This window comes from Streptomyces sp. B6B3 (assembly GCF_039871525.1).
In the GTDB taxonomy this organism is placed as follows: Bacteria; Actinomycetota; Actinomycetes; order Streptomycetales; family Streptomycetaceae; genus Streptomyces.
In genome coordinates, this window is record NZ_JBDPLU010000030.1 from 1 (window position 1) to 16,542 (window position 16,542).

Annotated in this window: 11 protein-coding genes; 9 read left to right on the top strand and 2 right to left on the bottom strand. The window is 73.9% G+C overall.

Going from position 1 to position 16,542, the window contains the following annotated elements:
- Positions 1 to 133: 133 nt before the first annotated feature.
- The 8 genes from ABGB06_RS35985 (at position 134) to ABGB06_RS36020 (ending at position 12,364) form a co-directional block, all read left to right on the top strand.
- Entirely contained in the window at positions 134 to 1,885 is a 1,752-nt protein-coding gene (locus ABGB06_RS35985) for an AMP-binding protein (RefSeq protein ID WP_347598654.1), read from the top strand.
- On the top strand, positions 1,882 to 2,997 hold the full coding sequence (locus ABGB06_RS35990; RefSeq protein WP_347598657.1) for a serine hydrolase domain-containing protein: 1,116 nt from the start codon (positions 1,882 to 1,884) through the stop codon (positions 2,995 to 2,997). Before ABGB06_RS35985 ends, ABGB06_RS35990 begins: the two co-directional genes overlap by 4 nt.
- A 5-nt stretch (positions 2,998 to 3,002) precedes the next feature.
- On the top strand, positions 3,003 to 4,946 hold the full coding sequence (locus ABGB06_RS35995; RefSeq protein WP_347598660.1) for an ABC transporter ATP-binding protein: 1,944 nt from the start codon (positions 3,003 to 3,005) through the stop codon (positions 4,944 to 4,946).
- Positions 4,943 to 6,805: an ABC transporter ATP-binding protein gene (locus tag ABGB06_RS36000; RefSeq protein ID WP_347598663.1), complete on the top strand. Its 1,863-nt coding sequence runs from the start codon at positions 4,943 to 4,945 to the stop codon at positions 6,803 to 6,805. The genes ABGB06_RS35995 and ABGB06_RS36000 overlap by 4 nt, the downstream gene beginning before the upstream one ends.
- A gap of 265 nt (positions 6,806 to 7,070) precedes the next feature.
- The gene (locus tag ABGB06_RS36005) at positions 7,071 to 7,322 is read left to right on the top strand and encodes a hypothetical protein (protein ID WP_347598666.1); all 252 of its coding nucleotides are present in this window, start codon (positions 7,071 to 7,073) and stop codon (positions 7,320 to 7,322) included.
- Positions 7,323 to 7,866: 544 nt separating this feature from the next.
- Positions 7,867 to 9,462: a peptidoglycan-binding protein gene (locus ABGB06_RS36010; protein WP_347598669.1), complete on the top strand. Its 1,596-nt coding sequence runs from the start codon at positions 7,867 to 7,869 to the stop codon at positions 9,460 to 9,462.
- A 130-nt stretch (positions 9,463 to 9,592) separates the two neighbouring features.
- Positions 9,593 to 10,939: a family 43 glycosylhydrolase gene (locus ABGB06_RS36015; protein ID WP_347598672.1), complete on the top strand. Its 1,347-nt coding sequence runs from the start codon at positions 9,593 to 9,595 to the stop codon at positions 10,937 to 10,939.
- 105 nt (positions 10,940 to 11,044) lie between these two features.
- Positions 11,045 to 12,364 (top strand): histidine kinase, encoded by a 1,320-nt coding sequence (locus ABGB06_RS36020; protein ID WP_347598676.1) that lies wholly within the window; start codon positions 11,045 to 11,047, stop codon positions 12,362 to 12,364.
- 36 nt (positions 12,365 to 12,400) lie between these two features.
- Here the strand turns inward: ABGB06_RS36020 and ABGB06_RS36025 are convergent, their stop codons facing one another.
- A complete protein-coding gene (locus ABGB06_RS36025) occupies positions 12,401 to 13,999 on the bottom strand; it encodes an alpha/beta hydrolase (RefSeq protein ID WP_347598679.1) in 1,599 nt (532 codons plus the stop codon).
- Positions 14,000 to 14,225: 226 nt separating this feature from the next.
- Positions 14,226 to 15,491, bottom strand: coding sequence for an MFS transporter (locus tag ABGB06_RS36030; protein ID WP_347598682.1), 1,266 nt, complete (start codon positions 15,489 to 15,491; stop codon positions 14,226 to 14,228).
- A 72-nt stretch (positions 15,492 to 15,563) separates the two neighbouring features.
- On the opposite strand from ABGB06_RS36030, the gene ABGB06_RS36035 reads away from it, so the two are divergent.
- Positions 15,564 to 16,403: a LysR family transcriptional regulator gene (locus tag ABGB06_RS36035; RefSeq protein WP_347598685.1), complete on the top strand. Its 840-nt coding sequence runs from the start codon at positions 15,564 to 15,566 to the stop codon at positions 16,401 to 16,403.
- Positions 16,404 to 16,542: the final 139 nt, after the last annotated feature.

The window sequence follows — 16,542 nt, forward strand, 5'->3', positions numbered from 1 at the left end:
TCAGCGGGCCGGGAGAACTCAGGAGTCCATCCGGCGCCCACGCGGCCACCGCGAAACCCGTCTACATCAGTCAATCCAGCGGCCCCTGACGAGGTCGGCCTGGAACCGCCTACTCACGAATTAGGAGCGGGAAGTGAACGCGGTGCACGACGTCATCGAGCCTCTCCGCCGGCACGCCGCCCGCCACCCGAAGCGGTCGGCCATCGTGACCCACGGGGGCGACAGCGTTTCCTACGGACGGCTGGCCGACCGCGTGTCCGTCCTGGCCCAGCGGCTCGTCGACGGCGGCCACGCGGCCGGCGGGCGCCTGGGCCTGTGGTTCGAGGAGGGGGACTGGATCGGCTTCGCGACGGGCTACTTCGCCGCCCTGGCCAGTGGTGCCACGGCCGTCGTGCTGCCCGGCGACGCCGACGGCCGGGCGCTCCGCCTGCTGGCCGACGACGCGGGCGTCACCGCGACGCTGGCGGCCCAGGACGCCTCGCCGCTGGGCACCGTCACGGACCTGCCCCACATCCGCTCCGGCGCGGAGCACGACGGCGTGTCCCGCACCCCGACCGCGGCGGCGCCGGCCGATCCGGCCGCCGCGGGCGACGTCATCTTCACCTCGGGCTCGACCGGACGTCCCAAACCGGTCGTGGCGTCCCTGGGCCATCTGAGCCGTCTCGTCACCGAGTACGGGGCCCGGCCGGCCGGGCCGGACGTCCTCGCCAACGGTTTCTCGCACTCGAGCGCGCTCGGGACCCGCGTCGGCCTGCTGTACGCGGTCGCGCGCGGCATCACCATGGCAACGTGCGTCCCCTTCGACGCACGCGCGTTCCTGCGCCTGGCCGACCGGCACCGGGCGGCCTCGGCCGTGCTGCCCGCGGCGACGGCGCACGCCCTGCTGCGGGCCCTCGGCGCCGAGGACGCCCCGCGGCCGAGGGCCCTGCGCCGGCTCAGGTTCGGAGCCGACCACCTGAATCCGGCCGTGCACCGCGAGTTGGCGGCGGCGCTGCCGTGGTGCGAGGTTCTCAACGTCTTCGGGCTGACCGAGGCCGGTGACGCGCATCTGGTGATCACGGCCGACGACTGCCACCTCGGCCCCGGGGGCCGCCCCGCGCGGGGCACGGAGGTTCGCGTGCTCGCGGAGGACGGCTCGTGGGCCGCGCCCGGGCAGCCGGGTGCCATCTGCCTGCGCGGCCCGCTGGAACCGATGAGCTATGTCGGGGACCGGCGGCTGACCGCGAGCACCTGGCGCGACGGCTGGACCGTCACCGGGGACCGCGGCCGGCTCGACGACGACGGCCGCGTGCGGCTCGAGGGCCGGGCCGAGTTCATCGCCCGGATCGGTGGCAGGTCCATCGCCACCGCCGACGTGCGCGACGCCCTGGAGTCGCACCCCGACATCGCGGCGGCGGCCGTCGTCACCATGCCGCACCAGACGCTCGGGCAGACCCTGGTGGCCGTCGTCGAGACCGCCGAACCGGTCGGCGCGGGCGGTCAGCCCGACGAGGCGGACCTGATGGAGTTCGTCCGCGGGTCCCTTCCCGGCCATGCCGTGCCGTCCGTCATCCTCCCGGTCGGCCAGATCCCGCTGGCCCGCACGGGCAAGCCGAGCCCGGCCGCGATCCGCGAACTCGTCCGCCGCGCGTCCGCCCCCGCCCGCCGCCCGTGCGAGACCGAGCTGGAGAAGCTCGTCGCCACGGTGTGGACGAGCGTTCTGGGCCTCTCCGCGCCCGTGGGCCCGGACGACAGCTTCGTCCGGCTGGGCGGCGACTCCATGACCGCCGTCGAGGTGCTGGCGATCCTGGAGGAGGAACTCGGTGACGAGATACCGTCCGACGTGATCCTCTCCGCCCGCACGCTGGGGGAGCTGGCCCGCGGGCTGGAAGGCCGGCGGGCGTGAGCGGCGTCGACGGCTGGCCCCCGGTCTTCCGGCCATGCCGTGACGAACTGGCGCGACGCCTGTCCGAACGCCCGACACTCGGCGCCCAGGTCTGCGTGTCACGGAACGGAGAGCGTCTTCTCGACGCGGCGATCGGCTACGCCCGCCCGGGGATCGACATGACCCCCGACTCGATGCTCTATCTCAGTTGCGCGGTCAAACCCCTGATCGCGACGGCGGTCTGCCGCCTGGTGGACGAGGGCGAGCTGGCGTTCGGCGACCGGGTGGCCGACCACCTGCCGGAATTCGCGGCCGGCGGCAAACAGGACGTCACCGTCGAGGACGTCCTCACCCACGCCGGCGGCTTCCGCGCCTTCCGAGGGCCGGGCCCCTATGCCGAACGCTTTCAGGACGTCCTCGCACGGGTGCTGTCGACGGAGCTGGAGGAGGACTGGATCCCCGGCAGGGACCAGGGGTACCACCAGGAGACGGGCTGGTACGTGCTCGCCGCCCTGCTGGAGGCCAAGCGTGCCGGCGACTACGCGGAGACCGTCCACGAACTGGTCTGCGCCCCGCTGGGCATGACGTCCACCCGGCTCACCATGACCCCCGACGTGTACGGGACGGTGAGCGGGCGGCTGGCCGTGCCGTCGCTGGCCGACCGCACCGGGATACGTCGCCTGCCGTACCTGATCACCCGGATCGCGTGCGCGACCCGGGTGCCCCCGTTCGGGGCCTACGGACCGATGAGCGAGTTGGCGCGGTTCTACGAGCAGGCCCTGGCACGCCTGCGGGGAGCCGGCGGCTGCTTCCCCCTCTCGCGGACCGTGACGCGCGCCATGGTGGAGTCGGTCCGGGGGCCGTGCCCCGACCTGACATGGCGTTACGACTGCGACTACGGCCGCGGCTTCTTCCGCGACCTCAGCCGGCACTGGGGCTACGCCGACCGCTGGTCCGCCTCGTCGTTCGGCATGGCGGGCCTGATCGGTCATGTCTGCGTGGGAGCCGACCCCGAGTCAGGGGTCGTGGTCGCGGCGTCCTTCGGCGGGCTGACGTCGGGTGGCCAGGACTGCGGGGAACTCATGAATCAGCTCTACGCCTGCGCACTCGCAGGAACGCCGGGAACACCGTGAACACCGTGAACGCCAGGAACACCGCGGGCACCGTGGACACCGGGAGGGAGAGAAGCGGCGGGATGGTGCGCGCCGCCCTCCGAGCCGTACGCCGGCGCGGGCCGCTGCTGCGCGCCCTGTCGGCCGTGAGCCGACCGCTCGTCCTGACCGCGCTCGCGCTCCGGCTGGTGAGCAGCATGGTCCCGGCCGCCGTGGCGCTGAGCATGGCCGAGCTCGTCCGCCGGGCCACGACGGCCTCCGCGAACGACCCGTTCGGCGCCGTCGCGGGCCCGCTGGCGGCGTTCGGGCTGGTGCTGCTCGTCTCACGGATCGCCTCCTCGGCCGGGCAGCCGCTGGACTACCTGATCGCCTCGCGCATCGACGGAGCGCACCGCCAGGAGGTGATGCGCCTGGCCTCGACCAGCAGCACGATCGCCGCGCTCGAACAGCCGCGCGTCCAGGAGCTGGTACGCGACGCCCGGGCGGATCCGCAGTCGTGGACCGAGCGAACGCCGGGTGACGGCGCCGTCGACCAGCTCAACCTCGTGGGAGCGACCGCCGGCGTCGTCTTCAGCGCCGCGGTGCTCGCCGGCTACGCCTGGTGGCTCGTGCCCGTCCTCGCCGTGCCCGCCGTCCTCAACGCGTGGGTGCGCCGCCGCCAGCAGGGGGAGTTCACCCGGCTGTGGGTCTCCCAGTCGCGGGAAGGGCTGCGCGCCCATATCTGGCAGGAGGCCATCGTGTCCCCCGGGGAGGGCAAGGACCTGCGCACCTTCGGACTCGGCGAGTGGACCACGGAGCGCATCGGCGGCCACATACGGGACATGTTCGCCCCGGTCTGGGCGGCCAACCTCCGCTACGTGGGCAAGCAGTGGATCCAGTTCGTGCTGGTGGCGCTCCCGCTGACCGGCAGCTATCTGGTCTTCACCCGGGAGGTGGCGACCGGCGGCCACGACATCGCCGCCCTGACCGCCGTCCTGTCGGCGAGCTGGGGTGTCTACGCGTCGGCGAAGTCGCTCGACCCACGGAACACGCACGGCGCGGTCGCGTGCCTGAAGGCGCGTGCGGAGCTCAGGGAGCTCCTCGACGAGGTGCACGACGTCGGCGACGGCGTCGGCGAGGACCACCACCCCGTCCCCGATGCCACGCCCACCACCCCCGACGTGTGCTTCGAGAACGTGGTGTTCCGCTACCCGGGAGGCGCCGAGGAGGCTCCCTCGGCCGTCCCCGTACTCGACGGCCTCGACCTCCGGATCAGGCCCGGGGAGCTGCTGGCCCTCGTCGGCCTCAACGGGGCGGGCAAGTCCACGGTCATCAAGCTCCTGTCCGGCCTCTACCGGCCCGACGGCGGACGGATCACGGCGGACGGGGCCGACATCGCGCTCCTCGACCCGGATGCCTGGCGGCGCGGGCTCCACGTCGTCTTCCAGGACTTCGTCCGGTATCCGCTGTCCCTCGCCGACAACGTGGGCCTGGGCCAGGGCCGGCTGCCCCGGCGGGATGACGCCCTGCGGGCGGCGGCCGACGACGCCGGGCTCACGCCGGTCCTGGAGAGGCTGCCCGCCGGCTGGGACACCCCCCTGGCCCGGAGCCGGAGCGGAGGAACGGACCTCTCCGGAGGGCAGTGGCAGCAGGTGGCCCTCACCCGCGCGTTCTACGCCCTGCACACCGGATCACGCCTGCTGGTCCTGGACGAGCCGACCGCGCACCTCGACATCCGCACGGAGCTCCAGATGTTCTCCCGGCTCGCCGAACGCAGGCGCGGCGCGAGCGTGGTGCTCATCACCCACCGGCTCTCCACCGCATGTCGGGCGGACCGCATCGCCCTGTTGGACGGCGGACGCATCGTCGAGTCGGGCACCCACGACGAACTGATGGCGTCGCACGGCAGGTACGCCGAGCTGTTCGCCCTCCAGGCCCGGCGGTTCCACAGCGGTGGGGAGCAACCCGCCGAGGAGGGTGCACCGTTGTGAAGCGCTACCTGGCCCTGTGGGCCGAACTGCTGCGGCTCTCGTGGCGGCGCGTCCCCGGACTGACCGCGGTGCTGCTCGTGCTCAACGCGCTCATGGCGACCAGCACGTTCGCCATCGCGCTCACCCTGAAGGCGGTCGTCGACGAGGCCGACGCGGGACGACCCGCCCAGGCCATGGCCGCGGCGGCCGGCGCCGCCCTGGCCTACGCCGTCCTGGCCGTGCTCCAGGACGTGCTCCACTCGCTGCTGATCCTCGCGGTGGAGCGGGTCGGCCTGACCGACCTACAGGACCGGATCCATCGCGATCTCCTCCTGTTGGACGGCCTGGAACACCTGGAACGCACCGACTACCTCGACCGGGTCACGGTCGTGCGCGGGTCGGCGTGGGGTCTCATGCACTCGGCGTGGACCGCCGTCGGCGTCGCCTTCGCCGTGGCGCAGCTCGCTGTCTCGCTGCTGCTGATCAGCTCGGTCAGTCCATGGCTGACGCTGCTCGGGGGGGTCGCCGCGGTGCCGCTGTGGTGCGATCGCCGGGCACAGACCGTCATCGCCGACACGGAGACCGCCACGGCGGAGTCCCTCCGGCTGCAGCGGCAGCTGTTCGACACCGCGACGGCGGCCGACAGCGGAAAGGAGATCCGCGTCTCCGGTACCGGCGCGTGGCTCGTGGAACGGCAGGCCGCGGCGTGGCACGACGTGGTGAGCGGCAGGTTCCGGGCGCGGCTCGTCGCCACGGCCTGGCGGCTGGCCGGGGGAATCGCGTTCACCCTGGCCTTCGTGGGCGGTCTGGCGATCGCGGTCCACCTGACCGTCACGGGCCGGGGCACCCCGGGCGACATCGTCCTGACCATCACCGTGGCCACCTCGCTGATCGGCTCCGTGCAACTCGCCGTGCGGCGCACGACGGAGGCCGCCGGGGCCCGCCGGCTGATCGAGCCCTACCTGTGGCTGCGGGACCACGCGGCCGGCGAGAGCGCCTCCTCGGGTTCACGGCCGGTGGCCGAACGTCTGACGGACGGCATCCGGCTCGACCACGTGGGATACACCTACCCGGGCTCCGAACGGAAGGCGCTCGACGACGTCACCGCCCACATCCCCCCGGGCTCGGTGGTCGCGATCGTCGGCGAGTACGGGTCCGGCAAGACGACCGTGGTCAAGCTCCTGCAGAAGTTCTACCGGCCCACCGAGGGCGCCATCCGGGTGGACGGCACGGACCTGTGGCACCTCGACACCCAGGGCTGGCGCGCCCGGTCGACCGCCGTCTTCCAGGACTTCGGCCGCTTCCGCACGGTCCTCGCGGAGAGCATCGGCATCGGCGACCTGCCCCATGTGGACGACCGGGCGAGGATCACGGAGGCGGTGCGCGCCGCGGCCGCGCAACCCGTCGTCGAGGGACTGCCGCGGGCCCTGGACACACAGCTCGGACGCTTGCTCGGCGGAGTGGAACTGTCGGAGGGGCAGTGGCAGAAGACCGCGCTGAGCCGTGCGGTGATGCGCCGGGATCCGCTGCTGATCGTCCTCGACGAGCCGACGGCCTCGCTCGACGCCCCGAGCGAACAGGAGATCTTCGAGCGCCACATGGCCCACGCCCGCGAGGTCGCCCGGCGCACGGGAGGCATCACGGTCATCGTCTCGCATCGCTTCGCCACCGTGACCGGCGCCGATCTCATCCTCGTGCTCTCCCAGGGGCGCCTGGTGGAGTCGGGGAGCCACGAAGCCCTCATGGCCGGCGACACCCACTACGCGGAGATGTACGGCCTCCAGGCAGCCGCCTACACGGCTCCCCCGCCGCCGGGCGAGACCGTGCCGGACCGTGGGAGCCGTCATGCCGAGGGCGGCGGCGCCAGGACGCGACCCTGACGACCGGGGGCGGACCACGCGGCGGCGCCGACGCGTCGGTGCGCCCCGCCGATCCCGGTCGGGGCATCGCTCTCGGCGCACCGTCTCGGACCGGACCGTGGGCCTGCCGCCGTACGTTCGCCGGGCCCGACGGTGACGATGCGGTGCTCGTCGCTCCGGTCACGGAGACCCTGTGCACGTTGTCCCGTGCCCGCAGCCACGACCCCGCCGCCGGGCGTCCATGCCACAGAACACCGTGATGGCCTTGTTGGCGGTAGGGGGAGACATGGGGAACTCGGATGGCGGCGTCGGCGCCTTCTTGTTGGTGGTGCTCGCGGCCGTGGTGATCGTGGCGTTCGTCCTCGTCGTCACCGGCGACCGGCGGACCCGCGGCGGTGGAGGCACCTACTCCGGAGGCAGCGGCTGGGGCGGGGACGGCGGCTCCGGAAGCGGCGGCTGGGGCGGGGACGGCGGCGGCTGGGGTGGCGACGGCGGAGGCGGCGGCGGAGGCGGAGGAGACGGCGGTGGGGGCTGCTGAGACCGGCCCCGAGCGTCCGGCCTCCGGCTCCCGCCGCGCCGGGTTGACACGCGGCCGCCCTGGCCGTGACGAGCCTGCGGCCGGCCTGCGGCTCCCGCCGCGCCGGGCTGGCCCGCGGCCGCCCTGGCCGTGACGCGTGTGCGGGTGATCAGGCCGCGGCGGAGGGCGAGCCGACCGACGTGGCGGGCCGGCCGACGTGGCGGGCCGGCCGACGTGGCGGGCCGGCCGACGCGCCTGACGGCGCTCGCCCCGCCGCGTCGTGCCCGCTGCGGCCGCCAAGACGCCGCCACGGCCCCGCGCGGGCAGCGCGGACGCGGGCAGCGCGGACGCGGGCAGCGCGGACGCGGGTGGGGCCGTTTGACCCAGCGAACGCGCGCGCCGTCCCGGCCCTGGCGATCATGGCAGCGACGTCAACCATCCGCACCGGGTCTTGAAACTCTGCGCGCGTAGATCCATCCTGAGACGCGCGCGGACATGACGACCCACCAGCCCCGCGTCCACGTTGTCATGGTCGCGCCATTCCCCCACCAAGAGGAGCCCTTCGATGGCACACACGCGCGAGCGGGCCCGGCTCGGCAAGAGCTGGGGCCTGGTCACCACCGCCGTCCTGGTCATGGGCGTCGTCGCCGCCCCGTTCACCACACCGGGGTCGGCCACCGCCGCCATGTCCGCCGCACCCGCCCAGTCCCCCCACACCGGCACCCCGTTCAACGCCGCGTTCGACGACGCGGCTCGGGAGTTCGACGTGCCGCGCGACCTGTTGGTCGCCGTCGGCTACGGCGAGAGCCGCCTCGACGGCCACGACGGCCTGCCGAGCCAGGCGCGCGGCTACGGCGTGATGCACCTGGTGGACAACCCGACCCACCGGACGCTCGACCTCGCCGCCCGGGAGACCGGCCTCCCGGCCGAGGAACTGCGGCGCGACGACGCCGCGAACATCCGCGGCGGCGCGGCCGTGCTGCGCGCCTACGCCGACCGGCTCGGCCTGTCGGCCGCCGACCGCGGCGACGTCGACGCCTGGTACGAGGCCGTGGCCCGGTACAGCGGGGCCACCGAGGACGCCACCGCCCGCGGATACGCCGACCACGTCTACGCCCTCCTGCGCGAGGGCATCCACGCGCCCGTCGAGGGCGGCGAGACCGTCGAGGTCGCACCGCGTGGCGTCGAGCCCGAACGCGGCCCGTACGCCGACGCCCCGGTCGGCACCCTCAGCGAGGACTATCCGGACGCCCTCTGGGTCCCCGCGAACTCCGCCAACTACAGCAGCGGCCGGTCCCAGGCGATCAGCGCCGTCGTCATCCACGTGACGCAGGGCTCGTACGCGGGGACGATCAGCTGGTTCCAGAACCCGGACTCGGAGGTGAGCGCCCACTACGTCGTCCGGTCCTCGGACGGTGAGGTGACGCAGATGGTCCGGGACGCCGACACGGCCTGGCACGCCCGTTCCGGGAACGCCTACAGCGTCGGCATCGAGCACGAGGGCTGGGTCGACGATCCGGCCTGGTTCACCGACGCGATGTACCGCTCGTCCGCCGCGTTGACGGCCCACCTCGCCGACGAGTACGGCATCCCCAAGGACCGCGAGCACATCGTCGGCCACAGCGAGGTGCCGGACAACGACCACACCGACCCCGGGCCGAACTGGGACTGGGACTACTACATGGAGCTGGTCGGCGGCGACCCCGGCGACCCGGGCGCCCCGGCCCTGGACTTCCCCGCGTACCCGACGCTGAGCTCCGGCTCGACGGGCCCCGAGGTGGCGGCCCTCCAGCACCTGCTGACGGGGAACGGGCACGACGCCGGCGCCAGCGACGGCCAGTTCGGCCCGCAGACCGAATCCGCGGTCCGCTCGTTCCAGACCGCGCTCGGCCTGACCGTGGACGGCGTCGCCGACGCGCGTACCTGGACGGCGCTGCTGGCCGCGGGCAGCCCGGACTCCCTGAGCGAGGGCAGCACGGGCGAGTCGGTGTCCCGACTGCAACGGGCACTGACCGCCGCGCTCGGTCGCACCGTCGACATCGACGGCATCTTCGGCCCGCTCACGTCCGAGGCGGTCAGTGAGTACCAGCAGAGCCGCGGGCTGGGCGTGGACGGCCTCGTCGGCCCCGAGACGTGGGGCGCGCTCCAGGCCGGGGAATAGTCCCTGGGCGGGGGCCGGCATCGCGGCCCCCGCCCACCCCGACCGGCCAGCCCACCCCCACCAACCAGCCCACCGATGACGAGTCCCAACGGAACGAGCCACCTCCCCCACCCAGACGAAAGGCCCGTTCATGTCCCGACCGACACGTGTCCTGCTGGGCGTCGTCACGGCCGTGCTCGCCGCCCTCCTGCTGCAGCCGGCGCCGGCCACGGCGACCGCGGCGCCGGAGGCCCGTACCGACGAGGTCGGGGCGCTCTCCGTCGCCCCGCGACTCGTCATCAACGACGACTTCCCCGATCCGGACGTGTACGCGGAGGGCGACGCGTACCACGCGTACTCGACGAGCTCGCGGCACGGCCGGGTGCCCTACGCCACCGCGCCGGGACCCGACGGCCCGTGGACCGTGCGCGGCGACGCGATGCCGACCCCGCCGGCCTGGACGGGCGACGGCGGGTTCTGGGCGCCGGACGTGTCCCGGCGGCAGGACGGCCGGTACCTCATGTACTTCACCGGACCTGACGCCGCGTCAGGCCGCATGTGCCTGGGCGCGGCGCTCGCCGACAGCCCGACTGGCCCCTTCGTGCCGACGTCGAACCGGCCGCTGGTCTGCAACCCGGACGAGGGCGGCGACATCGACCCCTCCAGCTTCGTCGACACCGACGGCACGCGGTACCTCCTCTACAAGAACGACGGCAACGCCGTGGGTCAGCCGGCGATCCTGTGGCTCCAGCGCACCGAGGCCGACGGCGTGACCCTCGTCGGCGGACGCACCGAACTGCTGCGCAACGACCTGCCGTCCGAGGAGGGCGTCATCGAGGCGCCGGTCCTGGTGAAACGGGACTCCCACTACGTGCTGTTCTACGCGGCCGGCGTGTACAGCACGCCCAACTACCAGACCAGCTACGCCGTCTCCGGCTCCCTCACCGGCCCGTACACCCGCGCCTACCGGCCGCTGATGACGACCGCGAGCCTCGACGGCGCCGTCAGCGGGCCCGGCGGCGCGGACATCGGCGACGGCCGGATCTTCTTCCACGGCGCGCTGTCCGCCGGCGGACGCGGCCTGTACGTGGCCGATCTGGGCTGGGACCACGACTACCCGGTGGTGCGCGGCAGTCGGGTGCGCCACGAGGCGGAGCGCGGCGCGCTGAGCCACGCGAGCGTGCGGGAGACGTCGACCGCCTCGCAGGGCGCGGTGGCCGCCGGGATCGACTACGCGGACAGCTGGGTGGACCTGACGGTCTTCGCGGCCAGCGCCGGACCGCACACGCTGCACATCGCGTACGCGGCGGGTTACGGGGACGCCCAGCACGCGCTGTCGGTCAACGGGACGCGCGTGGGCACGGTCGACTACCCGAACCGCGGCTGGGAGAACTGGACCGAGGTGTCGGTCCCGGTCGAGCTGGCGGCGGGGCACAACACCGTTCGGCTCCAGTTCCTGACGCGCTGGGCGGAGTTGGACTACGTGGAAGTCGCCTGAGCCGGGGCCAGCCCGGACGGTAGGGTCGGTGACCGCCGTACGGCGCCGGTTCCGGTGGCGCCGGGTGGCCGAGCCCATGCACGCGGCGGGGAGTGGGAGTGCGCCATGCCGGACCGAACGCCCCGGAGGGCGGCGACCGCGCGCCGGGGTCTCCGGTGGTGGACCGACCGCTCCTCCGCCGCCCGGCTCGAACTGATCACGCACGGCGTCTTCCACTCGTACTCCCTCGGGCTCGGCGCCGCGACGGCCGTCTACCTGCTGCCCGGGTTCGACGAGCCGTCGGCCGACGTCGCGGTGGCGCTGCTGCTCCTCGCGCACGGCGTGTTGGGGGGGCTGGCGGCCTCGCAGGCGCTGCGCTGGGAGGCGGGCCGGCGATCCCGGCCCACGGCCCTGATGGCCACGGTGGCCGCGACGGCCGGACTGGTCCTGCTGCTGGTGCTCCACCAGCAGACGCACGAGGCGACCGGGAACCACGAGATCGCGGCGGAGCAGGCGGGCACGGCCCTCTACGCCATCGGCAGCACGATGGTCCCGGTGGCGGTGCTGACCGTGCGGGCCCTCCCGGCGCTCCGGATCGCCGGGCTGGTGGCGGCGACCGTCGCGGTGGTCACGGCCGCGAGCGCGGCGGCTGGGCTGCCGGGCGTCGTGCTGTTCGTCAACGGCTGGCTGGCGTTCTGGTTCGGCTGCGCCGCGATCTTCGTCACCCGCCTCTCGGCCTGGGGCATGCGGATCGTGTGGGAGCTGCTCGAGGCCCGGGACACCCGGGCGCAGCTCGCGGTGGCCGAGGAGCGGCTGCGTTTCGCCCGCGACCTGCACGACGTCATGGGCCGCAACCTCTCCGTCGTGGCCCTGAAGAGCGAGCTGGCCGCCCAACTGGTGCGGCGCGGGGCCACGGACGCGGCGGTCGACGAGTTGGACGAGATGCAGCGCATGGCCCGGGAGACGCAGACCGAGGTCCGCGCCGTCGTCCGGGGCTACCGCGAGGCCGACCTCGCCACGGAACTCGCCGGCGCCCGCGGCGTGCTGGAGTCCGCCGGCATCGACTGCGACATCGTCACCCCCGATATCGACCCCGACCCCGATTCCGACCCCGACGGCCACGGTGCCGCGTCCCTCGCCCCCTCCGTGCAGGCGGCGCTGGGCTGGGTGGTGCGCGAGGCGACCACCAACGTGCTGCGCCACGCCGACGCGGCGAGCTGCGAGATCCGCCTGCGGGCGGCGGCGGCGGAGACCGTGCTCACCGTCACCAACGACGGCGTCCCGGCCAGCCCCGAGGCCGGTGCCCGGTCGGGCGCCGCGGCCGGCGGCACGGGGCTGGCCGGGCTGCGTGAACGGCTCGCCGCCCTCGGCGGCACCCTCAACACCCGGGCGCGGAACGGCACCTTCGTCCTGACCGCGTCCGTCCCCGGCCACGGGAAGCCATGACTCCGCGGGCCCGCCCGCGCCTCGGGTGGGGCCGGATCACTCGATGACGCACCCGGCGTCGGCCGGCGGGGTGGTGAGGTCGACGAGATAGTCGGCGACGATGTCGTCGACGCACGCGTTGCCGCTGATCAGGGCGACGCCGTGCTGCTCACCCTCGACGCTGAGCAGGCTGCCTCCCAGCGCCTCGGCCAGGCGGGTGCCGCCGTCGTAGGGGGTCACCGGATCGCCGGTGACGGCGATGGTCAGCGTGTCGGGCAGGCCCTCGATGTCGGTGCCGTAGGGGTAGCCCAGGGTCGGCTCGGCCGGCCAGGACTCGCACATGTTCCTGGTCTCGCCCAGCGGCCGGCCGGGGTCGGTGAACGGAGCGGCGTCGAGCAGCACCCGCCTGAGCTCCGTCTCCCGTTCCGGGCTGTACCGCTCCTCGTCCAGGCAGTTGATGACCAGGTTGGCTTCGAGGGAGTCGCTGTAGCCGCCGTCGGCGTTCCGCTCGTGGTAGCCGTCGTGCAGTCCCGTGAGGGTGTCTCCGCGGCCGTCCCGCAGCTCGCGGATCCCCTCGATGATCGTGGGCCAGCTCGCCTCCGTGTACAGCCCGGCGACGACCCCGTCGATGGCGTCCGTGAAGGTGAGCACCCGCCCGTCCCCGGCCGGGACCGGCTCGTCGAGCAGCGGCCGCACGAGGTCCTGGAACCGCTCGGTCACCGCGTCGGGGTCGGAGCCCAGCGGGCAGTCGGGCAGTTCCGTGCACGAGGCGCCCATCAGCTCGAACGAGCGCTGCAGGCCGGCGAACTGCGACTCCCGCCGTTCCGCGGTGCCGGCGTACGGGTCCATCGCCCCGTCGAGAACGAGCGCCCTGACGTTGTCGGGGAACATCTCGGCGTAGACCGGTCCGAGCCGCGAGCCGTAGCTCGTGCCGAAGTAGTTCAGCCGGTCGTCGCCCAGCACCGCGCGCAGCACGTCCATGTCCCGCGCGGCGTCCCGGGTGCCCATGTGGGCGAGGACCTCCTCGCCCCCGGAACGCTCCGCGCACTGCCGCACCAGCTGCCGCGTCGCCTCCTCCGTCCAGTTCTCCAGGAACGGCTTCGACATCGCGTCGTCCTCGCGCTCGGCGTCGGTGTAGCAGTCCAGCGCGGGCGTGGACGCGCCGACGCCGCGCGGATCGAAGCCGATCAGGTCGAACCGCTCCACGACCGGGCTCTGCGGTGCCAGCAGGGCGATCGCCGCGGCGAAGCTCATGCCCGGATATCCGGGGCCGCCCGGATTGGTCAGCAGCGATCCGATCGGCTCCCCCTCCCCCGACGCCGGCACCCGCAACAGCGCGATCGACGCGGTCTCGCCGCCGGGTTCGGCGTAGTTCAGCGGCACCTCCAGGCGGGCGCACTCGAACCGCTCGTCCGCGAACACCTCCACGTCGGCCTCGGTGGTCGCGTAGGGCTCGCACGGCTCGAAGGCCAGATCCTGCTCGTAAAACCGCCGCAGCTCCTCCGGGGGTTCCTCGGACGACTGCCGCGACGCGTGGTCCGGAGACCCCGCGGGTGGCTGCTCCGCCTTCGACGACGCGCAGGCGCCGAGCATTCCGACCATCAGCAGCGTTGCGCCGAACGCCGCCGTTCGATGGACGCGGGCACGGGTGGGCATGGTTCTCCTTACCGACGCCGCCGGCGGCTGACGGGAGGGCCGGACATCCGCCGGCCGCGCCCGGGTCGTCGCCGCCGCGGCGTGTTCGAGGGTGTGGTGGAGTCCATGTTCCGCGTGGTCCGGGGCCACTTCGAGTGCGGTCCGTCACCGCTCCGGATGACGGATGTAACGAACGGGCGGTGACGTATCGCACCGCGCAGCCGCCGGCCTCCCGGTGGCCCTCGGGCTACACGCCCACGCCCGTACGCGCGTGACGTGCCTCGTCACCGGACCGGCGCGGCCGTGGGCCGGGTGCGCCGACCAGGCCGAGTTCGCCGAGCGGAGACCGCGTCCGGGCGGCCGAGCGGCGGGACAGCAGGTATCCGGTCAGCGCGGCGACGAGGCCGGCCAGTCCGGCCGCCGCGAAGCCACCCGCCGGTGCGGAGACGTCGATCGCCACCCCGACGATCGGGGACCCGAGCGCGAAACCCGCGCTCATCGCCGAGGACTGCAGGCCCGTCGCCTCCCCCCGCACGCTGGCCGGCGCCAGCCGGCTCACCGCGTCGGCCACCGTGGACAGGGTCGGCGCGGTGAGCAGCCCGGCGCCGACGACGGCCAGGCACAACCAGGGCCAGTCGTGGGCGAGCCCGGCGGGAATCGTCACGAGCCCGAGCAGGGCGAGCAGCAGCCAGGTGGGCAGCGGCCGGGACAACGCGCCGTACATCAGCCCGCCGACGATGGAGGCCACGCCGAACACGACCACGACCAGGGCGGCCCAGGACACCTGGCCCGCCTCCTCAAGGGTGGCGACGATGGCGAGGTCGACGCCGCTGAGCAGCAGCGTCGTGCCGAGCGCCATCGTCAGTACGGCGATCATGCGGGCGCCCAGCCACTCGCGGCGCGGGGGCCGTCCGTTGACGGCGGCGGCCGCCTCGTCCTCGGCGCGCAGCGGCGGGTTGAGCAGGGCGATCCCGAGCCCGCCGGCCACGATCGCGGCACCGACTCCCCACGCCACCACACCGGGAGACGCGTTCGCCGCGCACAGGATCACCACCGTGGGGCCCACGACGTACGACAGTTCGCCCTGCACCGACTCCAGCGCGAACGCGGCCCGGCGCTGTCCCGCGGTCGTCATCGCGGCGATCGCCTGCCGGGTCACCGACGGGGCCGGCACCATCAGCAGACCCGCCACGAAGGAGGCGCCCAGCAGGATCCCGAACGGCAGGATCGGCACGCTCAGCCAGAACACGACCTGCGCCGCGACGGTCACCAGCAACACCGCGCGCAGGCCCCGCCGGTCGATCACCCGGCCCAGCAGCGGCCCGCCCAGCGCCAGCCCGGCGGTCAGCGCCGCCGCGACGGCACCGGCCGCCGCGTAGCTCAGGTCCAGGTCCAGCACGACGTACAGCGTCAGCGCCATCACGTTCGCCGTGATCGCGGCACGGGCGAGCAGCGAGACGCCGAGCAACGACGCCAGCCCTGGTACGGCGAGCACCTGACGGTATCCGGTCACCCACCTGACGTTAGAACGTTCCGCACGTCATAGGTAGTGGTTAATTCGCTGGGGGCAGCATAATGTCTTCTTATGGCCAGGGATCTCGAGACCGCGTTGTTGCGCTCCTTCGTCACCGCCGTGCGGGCGGGCAGTATCAGCCGTGCCGCGACGGCGCTCGGGCACACCCAGCCCGCGCTCAGCCAGCAGTTGCGCAGGCTTGAGAGCACCGTCGGGCGTCCGCTGCTGCACCGGTCGCCGTCCGGCGTCTCGCCGACCCGGGCGGGCGAGGAGCTCCTGCCGTACGCCGAACGCATACTGTCGCTCTCCGCCCAGGCGCTCACGGAGGCCGGGCGCGCGCTCACCGGCCACTGCGGCGTCGGGCTGCTCGAGGACCTCGCCGCGTCCCAGCTTCCGCAGGTCCTCGCCGACCTCGCCCAGCTGCATCCCGGCGCGACGCTGGAGGTGCTCAGCGTCTCCACTCCCGAGATGCGGGAGGCCTACGACGCGGGTCGCGTCCAACTCGTCCTCGACGAGCCGCACTTCCCCGGACCGCCGCGCTGGACGGTGCGCCGCCCGCTGGTCTGGGCGATCGGCCGGGGTGTGGACGTGACCGCCGACCCGCTGCCGGTGGTGCTGTTCACGGGTCCCTGCTCCTGGCGCGCGTCCGTGCTGGAGACGCTCAAACGGGCCGACCGCCGCTGGCGCGTGGCGTTCGAGAGCAACAGCCTGGTCGGCGTGCTCGCCGCGCTGCGGGCCGGGCTCGGCGTCGCGGCGCTCATGCCCGCGAACCTCGAACCGGCCATGGCCTGCCACGACGCGGACGCGCTGCCCACCCTCCCCGACATCGAACTCGCTCTCACCCGGCACCCCCGGACCGAGGGCGACCCGCTGGTCGACGCCGTCGAGACCGCCCTGCGCCGCACGATCTGAGCCCCGCGGCCCGCCCGTTATGCCGGCACTACCGCGCCCGCGCCATGCTGAGGATCACGAAGGAACGGTGGCGCCCCCACACCCGCCTCGCGCACCGGACGGGCGCACAGGACGGGGTGATCGCGTGCGTGCTCTGCGC